The following is a 9113-nucleotide window of genomic DNA, read 5'->3' as shown; positions in this document are numbered from 1 at the left end:
CCAACACCGGTTCCCCTAGCATCGTTCCAACGACACGGGAGACCGAATGGACACAAGGACAGAAGCGGCGGGTCGCTTCCTTTCGCGCACCGCGATACCGGCTTCGAAAAGCCAGGTGGCCCCATGAGCGGACCCCTCGACGGTGTGCGCATCATCGACATGACCGCGGTGCTGATGGGGCCCTATGCCACCCAGATCCTCGGCGACCTGGGCGCCGACGTCATCAAGATCGAGTCGCCCGGCGGCGACACGGTGCGCGGCATCGGGCCCGGCCGGAATCCCGGCATGGGCGGCATCTTCCTGCACGCCAATCGCAGCAAGCGCAGCGTGGTGCTGGACCTCAAGCAGCCCGACGGCCGCGAGGCGCTGTTGCGGCTCGCCGCCGATGCCGACGTGCTCATCTACAACGTCCGGCCGCAGGCCATGGCGCGCCTGGGGCTGGATTACGCCGCCATTGCTGCCGTCAATCCGCGCATCCTGTATGTCGGTGTGTACGGCTATGGGCAAGACGGGCCCTATGCGGCCAAGCCGGCCTATGACGACCTGATCCAGGGCGCGGCCGCGATTCCCACCTTGGGCGTGCGCGCGGGCGCCGACGTGCCGCGCTACGTGCCCAGCGCCATGGTCGACCGCATCGTGGGCATGAGCGCGGCCAATGCCGTGTCGGCGGGCCTCTTCCACCGTGAACGCACGGGCAGGGGGCAATCGATCGACGTGCCCATGTTCGAGACCATGGCGCAGTTCGTTCTCGGCGACCACATGGGCGGCTGCACCTTCGAGCCGCCGATCGGGCCTGCCGGCTATGCGCGGCTGCTCAACGAGCACCGCCGTCCCTACGCGACGCTGGACGGCCATCTGTGCGTGCTGATCTACAACGACAAGCAGTGGAAGACCTTCTTCGGCCTGATCGGCAAGTCGCAGGAGATGGAGGCCGATCCGCGTTTCAGCACCATCGGCCGGCGCACCGAGAACATTGGCGAGCTGTACCAGCTGGTGGGCCAGGTGATGAAGACCCGCACATCGGCCGACTGGACCGCACGGCTCGAAGCCGCCGACATCCCGGTCATGCCAATGCACACCCTCGAGTCGCTGATGGACGATCCGCATCTCAAGGCCGTGGGCTTCTTCGAAACCGTGGAACACCCCAGCGAAGGGCGCCTGCGCGCCATGGCGATCGCGACGCGATGGTCCGACTCGCCCCCCGCGGTGGTGCGCCAGGCGCCCCGGCTCGGAGAGCACAGCGCCGAGGTGCTGGCCGAGGTCGGCTACAGCGCGGCGCAGATCGAAGCGCTGGCTGCGCAGGGCGCCACCCTGTTGCCCGCCGAACTGATTTCCGAAGCGAGTTGAACCGCCATCGCATGGACCTGAACGGAGCGAACCCTTGATCCAGCTGAACACCGGCTTCCATTTCGACGAGCTGCCATCGGGCATGCGCTTTCGTTCCCGTGCCCGCACCGTGACCGAGGCGGACCTCGTGAGCTTCATCAACCTGAGCTGGCTGAACGAGGAGCTGTTCACCGACACCAGCGACCGGGCGCACATGGCGATCGCGGGCCGGGTGGTGCCGGGCGCGCTGGTCTATGCCTTCGCCGAGGGGCTGATCACGCCGTCCATGCAGGGCACGGGCCTCGCGTTCCTGAATGCAGAGCTCGACATCGCCGCGCCGACCTTCGTGGGCGACACGATCCATGTCGAATGCGAAGTGATCGAGCGACGCCCCACCGCCAAGCCGGGACGCGGCCTCGTGCGCACCCGCAATTCGGTTCTCAACCAGGATGGCAAGACCGTTCTCACCTACACGCCGCTGCGCATGATGCGCATGAAGCCGGCAGACGAAAAGAAGGCACACTGACATGGAAGACTTCCTCAAGATCGAGCGCGACGGCGGCGTCGCAGTGGTGACGATGAACCGTCCGCAGACCCGCAATGCACTGTCCGACGCGGATGCCGTCGAGTCGCTGATCGCGCTGTGCGACACCGTCAACCGCGACCTGTCCGTGCGCGCCGTGGTGCTGACCGGTGCCGGCACGGCGTTCTCGTCGGGCGGCAACCTGAAGACCTTGCGCGACACCATCGGCAGCGGGCTCGGCGAGCCGGTGCACAGCCGTTACGCCTATCGCGACGGCATCCAGCGCCTGCCGCTGGCGCTGTGCAACCTCGAGGTGCCGACCATCGCGGCCGTCAACGGGCCGGCCTACGGCGCGGGCAGCGACCTGGCCTGCATGTGCGACATCCGCATTGCCTCGCGCACGGCCGTGTTCGCCGAGAGCTTCGTCAAGCTCGGTCTGATTCCGGGCGACGGCGGCGCGTGGCTGCTGCCGCGCGCGGTCGGCATGTCGCGCGCCTGCGAAATGGCCTTCACTGGCGATCCCATCGATGCCGTGCAGGCCCTGCAATGGGGGCTGGTCTCCGATGTGGTCGAGCCCGATGCGCTGATGCCCACGGCATTGCGGCTCGCGCAGCGCATCGCCAGCAATCCGTCGCACGCCCTGCGCATGACCAAGCGGCTGCTGCGCGAGGCACAGCATGCGCGGCTCGACACGGTGCTGGAGATGTCGGCGGGCTTCCAGGCGCTGGCCCACCACACCGCCGCGCACGAGTCCGCGCTCGATGCCTTTCTCGATGCGGCGAAGGCCCGTGCCGCGGCGCGCGCCTGACAGCGGGGAATGAACATGTCCTTTCAACGGCGCCACATCCTTGCCGCTGCGGGTGCGCTCGCAGCGATGCCCCTGGCCCGCGCGGCCGATGAACCCAAAGCCTGGCCGCAGAAGCCGATCCGGCTGGTGCTGCCTTACGCTGCGGGCGGGCCCACCGACGTCGTGGCACGCGCCATCGGGTTCAGGCTCTCGCAACTGCTGGGGCAACCGGTGGTCGTCGACAACCGCACCGGCGCCAGCGGCAACATCGCGACCGAGTTCGTGGCCCGCTCGGCACCGGACGGCTACACGGTGCTGTACCACTCGTCGGGCCTGGCCATCAGTCCGGCGCTGCACAAGAACCTGCCCTACGACACGCTGCGCGATCTCGTGCCCGTGGCGCTGCCCGCGCTGATCCCGACCGTGCTCATGGCAAGCCCGAGCTTGCCCGTGGCCAACATCGAGGAGTTCGTGCAGTACATGAAGGCGCGGCCCGGCAAGCTCGCCTACGGTTCGGGCGGGCAGGGCAACGTCACGCACCTGGGCGTTGCGCTGTTCCTGCAGGCCCTGAAGCTCGATGCGATGCATGTGCCCTACAAAGGCACCGCACCCGCCATGGCCGACCTCATGAGCGGGCAGACCCAGTTCCTGCTCGACGCCGTGAACTCGTCGCTGCCTTTCATCCGCGATGGCCGCGTGCGCGCGCTGGCCGTGGCCGGCAAGGCGCGCATCGGCGTGCTGCCCGGCGTGCCGGCGTTGGGCGAGTCGCTGATCCCGGGTTTTGACGCACCCACCTGGCACGGCCTGCTGGTGCCCAAGGGCACGCCGCCGGCCATCGTCAAGGCGCTCAACGAAGCCGTCAACAAGGTGGTGGCCGACCCGAGCCTGCGCGGCCAGTTCGAGCCGCAGGGCGTGCTGCTCCAATCTTCCACGCCCGAGCAGTTCGGCACGTATCTGCGCGCGGAACTCAAGCGCTGGGCTGGCGCGGTGCAGGCCGCGGGCATCGAGGCCGAGTAGGAAGACAGACAGCGGACCCGCAATGACCGGGCCGGACGACAACTACAAGGAACCAGAGACATGAAGACCCCTTTCCTCGCGCGCTGGCTGCTGGCGCTTTCATTGGGTTGCGCCGCCGCGCTGGCGACCGCGGCCGGGTATCCGGACAAGCCCGTCAAGATCATCGTGTCGCTGCCGCCCGGCAGCGGCGCCGACACCACCGCGCGCTTCCTGGCCAGGCACCTGAGCGAAAAGCTCGGCCAGCCTTTTCTCGTGGACAACCGGCCCGGCGCCGACAGCTTCATCGCCGCGCGCGCCGTGGCCACCGCACCGGCCGACGGCTACACGATGTTCGTCGCCAGCAACTCGCCGATGGTGACCAACGTGGCCGTGTTCCGGCAGTTGCCTTACGACGCGGTGAAAGACTTCCAGCCGCTGGCGCGCATCGCCCGCTTTCCGATGGTGCTGGTCGTGCCCGCCAGCTCGCCCTTCAAGACCCTGCAGGACCTGGTGGCCGCCGCACGCCAGGCGCCGGGCAAGCTCAACTTCGGCAGCGGCACCGCCACCTACCGCGTCGCGCTCGAACTGCTGCACGAGCGCAACCAGATCAAGGCCACGGCCGTGCCCTACAAGGGCACCTCGGCGGCCATGACCGACCTGGCCGGCGGCAACATCGACTACACGATGGCGGAGGTCAGCGCGGTGATGCCGCTGCTGCGCGGCGGCAAGGTGCGTGCGCTGGCCGTCGCCGCGAGCGAACGCATCAAGGAACTGCCGCAGGTGCCGACCGTGAGCGAGAGCGGCACGCCCGGCTACGAGTCGTATGCCTGGACCGGCGTGTTCTTTCCCGCGGGCGTGCCCGAGCCCGTGCTCACCCGGGCGTCGCAGGCCATCAAGGAGCTGATGGACAGCGACGAGGCCAGGACCTTCATCACCCTGCAGGGCGGGGCGGTGTTCTACGGCGCGCCGCAGGCCTTCGGCGAGTTCCAGCGGGCCGAGATCGAGAAGACCCGGCGCATCGTGAAGACCGCCAACATCGGCTACGAAGATTGAGCCGGTGGCTGCGTTGCAGAAGGCTGGACAGCAGCATGCGCCACCGCGATGAAATTGCGTGCGGCCGGCGTCAAGGCGTCGGGCAGCGTGGCCATCGCGATGCCCACGGTGTACTTGGAGGGCATGTCGGTCAGCGGGATCAGGCGCACGCCGTTGCTGGCGTAGCGCTGCACCACCGCCGGCACCAGCGCCATGCCGAGGCCGCTTTCCACCAGGCCGAGGATCGTCTGGACCTGCACCGCCTCCTGCGTGATGCGCGGCTGCACGCCGGCATCCTGGAACACCTGCATGGTCAGCACGTGCATGGTGGGCACCAGCGTGCGCGAATACGCGATGAAGGGCTCGCCCTCCAGCTCGGCGATGGCGATCTCGCTGCGCTGCGCGAAGGCCGAATCGGCGCTCACAGCCAGCACCAGGTGGTCCAGCTGCAGCACTGTGAGTTCCGCGGCCGTCGGCGTCAGCACCGGATAGCGCACCAGCGCGAGGTCGAGCGAGTGGTCTTCGATGCGCCGCAGCAGATCGGTGGTGGTCGACTCCTCGATCTCCAGATCCACGCGCGGGTACTGGCGGTGAAAGCTGCGCACGATCTGCGGCATCAGCGAATAGGTGGCCGAGCCGACGAAGCCGATGCGCAGCAGGCCCTCTTCGCCCGCCACGCCGTCGCGGGCCGCGCGGCGGACCTCGTCGACGAAGAACAGCGCGCGCTTGGCGTTCTGCAGCACGGCTTCGCCGGCGGCCGTGAGCCGCAGACCGGTGGAAAGCCGGTCGAACAGGAGCACGCCGAGTTCTTCCTCGAGCTTCTTGATCGAGGTGGACAGCGGCGGCTGCGCCATGTGCAGCCGCTCTGCGGCGCGGTGAAAGTTGAGCGTCTCCGACAGGACGACGACCTGCCGCAGTTGGCGAAGCTCCATGGGGGCGAATGTCTCGGTGATTGCGGCAGTAACGGGTGGCCCGCTGCGGCTGCCAAACGGTGCAGGAGCCACGCGGATTATGGCGCTTGCACCCATCCGACCGAAGCGGGCAAAACCCGATGAAGCATCTGTGAGGACACACCATTGAACACCCTGCAATCGTTTTCGCTGGTCGCGATTCCACCGGAGGACGAAGCCCTGCGCGCGCCGGTGCGCGCCTTCCTGCAGTCGGCGCTGCACGGCGTTGCGCCGGCCGTGCGGGCGCGCTCCTGGATGGGGTTCGACGCCGACTTCAGCCGCGCGCTCGGGCGCCAGGGCTGGATCGGCCTGACGCTGCCCAAGGCCTATGGCGGCGCCGGGCGCAGCAGCTTCGCGCGCTTCGTGCTGCTCGAAGAACTGCTCGCCGCGGGCGCACCCGTGTCGGCCCACTGGATCGCGGACCGGCAGACCGCGCCGCTGATCCTGCGCTACGGCAGCGAGGCGCAGCGCGCGTTCTTCGTGCCGCGCATCGCGCGCGGCGAACTCTTCACCAGCATCGGCATGAGCGAGCCCGACACCGGCTCCGACCTGGCCGGTGTCCGCTCGCGGGCCGTGCCCACCGCCACCGGCTGGCGCCTGAACGGCCGCAAAATCTGGACGACCAATGCGCACCGCGCGCACTACATGTGCACGCTGGTCCGCACCTCGGGCACGTCGGAAGACCGGCACAAGGGCCTGTCGCAGTTGCTGGTTGACCTGACGCTGCCGGGCATCACCGTGCGGCCGATCCGCGATCTCAGCGGCGACGGGCATTTCTGCGAAGTGCTCTTCGAGGACGTCGAGCTGCCGGCCGATGCGCTGGTCGGCGAAGAGGGCGCGGGCTGGCAGCAGGTGACGGCCGAACTGGCCTTCGAGCGCAGCGGGCCCGAGCGCATCTACTCCAGCCTCGTGCTCGCCGAAGCCTGGCTCGCCGAATTGCGCCAGGGCCCGGCGCCGGCGGCCGGCGCGCAGGTCATCGCGGGCCGCATCGCCGCGCGCATGGCGGTGCTGCGCGCGATGTCGCTGGCCGTGGCGGAGCAGTTGGGCCGCGGGCTCGATCCCGCTTTCGAGGCTTCGCTGGTGAAAGACCTGGGCACCGAGTTCGAACAGGCGATGCCCGGATGGATCGAGGAAGCCTTCGATGCGCCCGGCCATCCGGTGCCGTCGGCCGGCCTGCTGCAGACCCTGGCCTACGTGACGCAACTGGCGCCGAGCTTTTCCCTGCGCGGCGGCACGCGCCAGATCATGCGCGGCATCATCGCCCGCGGGCTGGGCGTTCGCTAGCAGCGCCGCACACAAGGACACATGATGGACGACACACTCCTTGACGAATTCGAACGCCCGCTGCGCGCGCTGTGCACGGACGACACCTTGCGCGCCGTCGAAGCCGGCGCGCCCACCGACGCGCTGTGGCAGGCCATCGATGCGCTCGGCTACACCGATGCACTCGTGGCGGAAGCGCAGGGCGGCGCAGGCCTGTCGCTGCGCGAGCTGTTCGCGCTCGTGTTCGCCGCCGGCAAGGCCGGGCTCGGGCTTCCCTTCGGCGAGACCGCCGTCGCGCGCGCACTGCTGGCTGCGGCGGGGCATGGCGAGCGGCGCGGCGCCGGCCCCATCGCGATCGCACTGGGTGTTCCCGGTGACGCGGGTTCCATCGTTTGCCGCGACGTGCCCGGCGGCGCGCTCGTGCAGCAGGTGCTCGTGAGCTGGCAAGGCGAATGGCTGCTGCTGCCGCGCGAGCGTGCAACGGCCACGCCGGGTGCGTGGCGCCCGCAGGTTTCGGCCACCCTGCTGTGGCACATACCCGATCTCGCCGTGGCGCGCTTCGATGCGGGCGCGGCCGACGCCGTGGCGCTTTGCAACGCGCTTCACGCCGCAGGCATGGCGGGCGCCATGGCGCGCGTGCTCGAACTGGTGACCGACTACGCGCGCGACCGCAAGCAGTTCGGCCGGCCGATCGCGCAGTTCCAGGCCGTGCAGCAGGAACTCAGCGTGCTGGGCGAGCAGGCGCATTCGGCCACGCTGGCCGCACGCCTGGGTTGCAGCGCTGCGGGCGTGCAACCCGATCCGCTGCTGGCCGCCACCGCGAAGCTGCGGGCCTGCGAGGCGGCGCGCAGCGTCTGCGCCATCGCGCACGCCGTGTTCGGTGCCATCGGTATCACCGAGGAGCATGTGCTCGGCCTGTACACGCGCCGGCTGCATGAGTGGCGGGCGGTGCCGGGCACGGAGACGCAGTGCGCGCGCCTGTTGGGCGAGGCCCTGCTCGCGCAACCCGACGGGCTGTTCGATTTCGTCCGGCTGCGCTTGTCCGCGCCGGCCCTGGCCTGAGTTTTGACCAATCCGCGTGGCAGGAAGCCGCCACGCATCGAAGGAGACAAGCGAATGGGACCCTTGCAAGGAATCAGGATCGTGGAGCTCGCCGGCATCGGCCCGGGCCCCATGGCCTGCATGCTGCTGGCCGACCTTGGCGCCACGGTGCTGCGCATCGATCGCACCGAGGCGGCCGACCTGGGCGTCAAGCGCCCGGCCAAATACAACCTGCTGCTGCGCAACCGCCAATGCGCGATGCTCGATCTGAAGCAGCCCGCGGCCGTCGAGCAGGTGCTGGAACTCGTGGAGCACGCCGACGTGCTGATCGAGGGATTCAGACCCGGCGTGGCGGAGCGCCTCGGGCTCGGGCCCGAGCCCTGCCTCGCGCGCAATGCACGCCTCGTGTACGGCCGCATGACGGGCTGGGGCCAGACCGGCCCGCTCGCGCACGCCGCGGGCCACGACGTGAATTACCTCGCGCTCACCGGTGCGCTGAACGCCATCGGCCGCAAGGACCAGGCGCCTTCGATTCCCCTGGCCCTGGCCGGCGACATGGGCGGCGGCGCGCTCTACCTGGTGATGGGCGTGCTGGCGGCGCTGCTGGAAGCGCGCAGCTCCGGCCAGGGCCAGGTCGTCGATGCCGCCATCGTCGACGGCGCGGCTTCGCTGGCCACCTCCTTCTACGGCCTGCATGCCGCGGGGCTGTGGGACGAACGCCGCGGCACCAACATCCTGGACACCGGCGCGCCGTTCTACGAGGTCTACGAATGCCAGGACGGCGGATGGATTTCGGTCGGCCCGATCGAGGCGCGCTTCTATGCGCAGTTGCTGCAGAAGCTGGACCTCGATGCCGCAGCGCTCGGCGACCAGCACGACCGCGGCGCATGGGCACAGGCCAAGGTGCAGATCGCGCAGCGCTTCAAGTCGCGCACGCGGCAACAGTGGTGCGACCTGCTTGAAGGCAGCGATGTCTGCTTTGCGCCGGTGCTGTCCTTTGCCGAGGCGCCGCAGCATGCGCACATGAAGGCGCGCGGCACCTTCGTCGAGGTCGAGGGCGTGGTGCAGCCGGCCCCGGCGCCGCGCTTCAGCCGCACCGTGCCCGCCATGCCCAGGGCGCCCCAGGAACGGCCGGACGCCGACCTCGCCGCCATCGCCGCCGAATGGCGCACCGCGCGACGCTGATTTGCGCATC

At 69.5% G+C, this 9113-nt stretch carries 9 protein-coding genes; 8 read left to right on the top strand and 1 reads right to left on the bottom strand.

Annotated elements, in window-relative coordinates:
- Nucleotides 1-123 precede the first annotated feature (123 nt).
- The 5 genes from AC1RAD_RS17675 (at nt 124) to AC1RAD_RS17655 (ending at nt 4685) form a co-directional block, all read left to right on the top strand.
- Nucleotides 124-1347, top strand: coding sequence for a CaiB/BaiF CoA transferase family protein (locus AC1RAD_RS17675; RefSeq protein ID WP_492736305.1), 1224 nt, complete (start codon nt 124-126; stop codon nt 1345-1347).
- Nucleotides 1348-1429: 82 nt separating this feature from the next.
- Nucleotides 1430-1852, top strand: a complete 423-nt coding sequence (locus AC1RAD_RS17670) for a hotdog family protein (protein WP_082818094.1) — start codon at nt 1430-1432, stop codon at nt 1850-1852.
- A gap of 1 nt (nt 1853) precedes the next feature.
- Entirely contained in the window at nt 1854-2657 is an 804-nt protein-coding gene (locus tag AC1RAD_RS17665) for a crotonase/enoyl-CoA hydratase family protein (protein ID WP_492736304.1), read from the top strand.
- Between the two features lie 15 nt (nt 2658-2672).
- A complete protein-coding gene (locus AC1RAD_RS17660; RefSeq protein WP_492736302.1) occupies nt 2673-3653 on the top strand; it encodes a tripartite tricarboxylate transporter substrate binding protein in 981 nt (326 codons plus the stop codon).
- A gap of 60 nt (nt 3654-3713) precedes the next feature.
- Nucleotides 3714-4685: a Bug family tripartite tricarboxylate transporter substrate binding protein gene (locus AC1RAD_RS17655; protein ID WP_492736300.1), complete on the top strand. Its 972-nt coding sequence runs from the start codon at nt 3714-3716 to the stop codon at nt 4683-4685.
- On the opposite strand, the gene AC1RAD_RS17650 is transcribed toward AC1RAD_RS17655, so the two are convergent.
- Nucleotides 4673-5596, bottom strand: coding sequence for a LysR family transcriptional regulator (locus AC1RAD_RS17650; protein WP_062474040.1), 924 nt, complete (start codon nt 5594-5596; stop codon nt 4673-4675). The genes AC1RAD_RS17655 and AC1RAD_RS17650 overlap by 13 nt on opposite strands.
- A gap of 144 nt (nt 5597-5740) precedes the next feature.
- On the opposite strand from AC1RAD_RS17650, the gene AC1RAD_RS17645 reads away from it, so the two are divergent.
- Genes AC1RAD_RS17645 through AC1RAD_RS17635 form a run of 3 tightly spaced genes read left to right on the top strand, consistent with a single transcriptional unit; the run spans nt 5741 to nt 9103 of the window.
- A complete protein-coding gene (locus AC1RAD_RS17645) occupies nt 5741-6898 on the top strand; it encodes an acyl-CoA dehydrogenase family protein (RefSeq protein WP_492736298.1) in 1158 nt (385 codons plus the stop codon).
- 24 nt (nt 6899-6922) lie between these two features.
- Entirely contained in the window at nt 6923-7939 is a 1017-nt protein-coding gene (locus AC1RAD_RS17640; protein WP_492736296.1) for an acyl-CoA dehydrogenase family protein, read from the top strand.
- A 54-nt stretch (nt 7940-7993) separates the two neighbouring features.
- Nucleotides 7994-9103, top strand: coding sequence for a CaiB/BaiF CoA transferase family protein (locus AC1RAD_RS17635; protein WP_492736294.1), 1110 nt, complete (start codon nt 7994-7996; stop codon nt 9101-9103).
- Nucleotides 9104-9113 lie beyond the last annotated feature (10 nt).

The organism is Variovorax sp. GW823-FHT04B03 (assembly GCF_058796495.1).
Note: the sequence above shows the minus strand (reverse complement) of the source record. Positions and strands in the feature narration are given on the sequence as shown.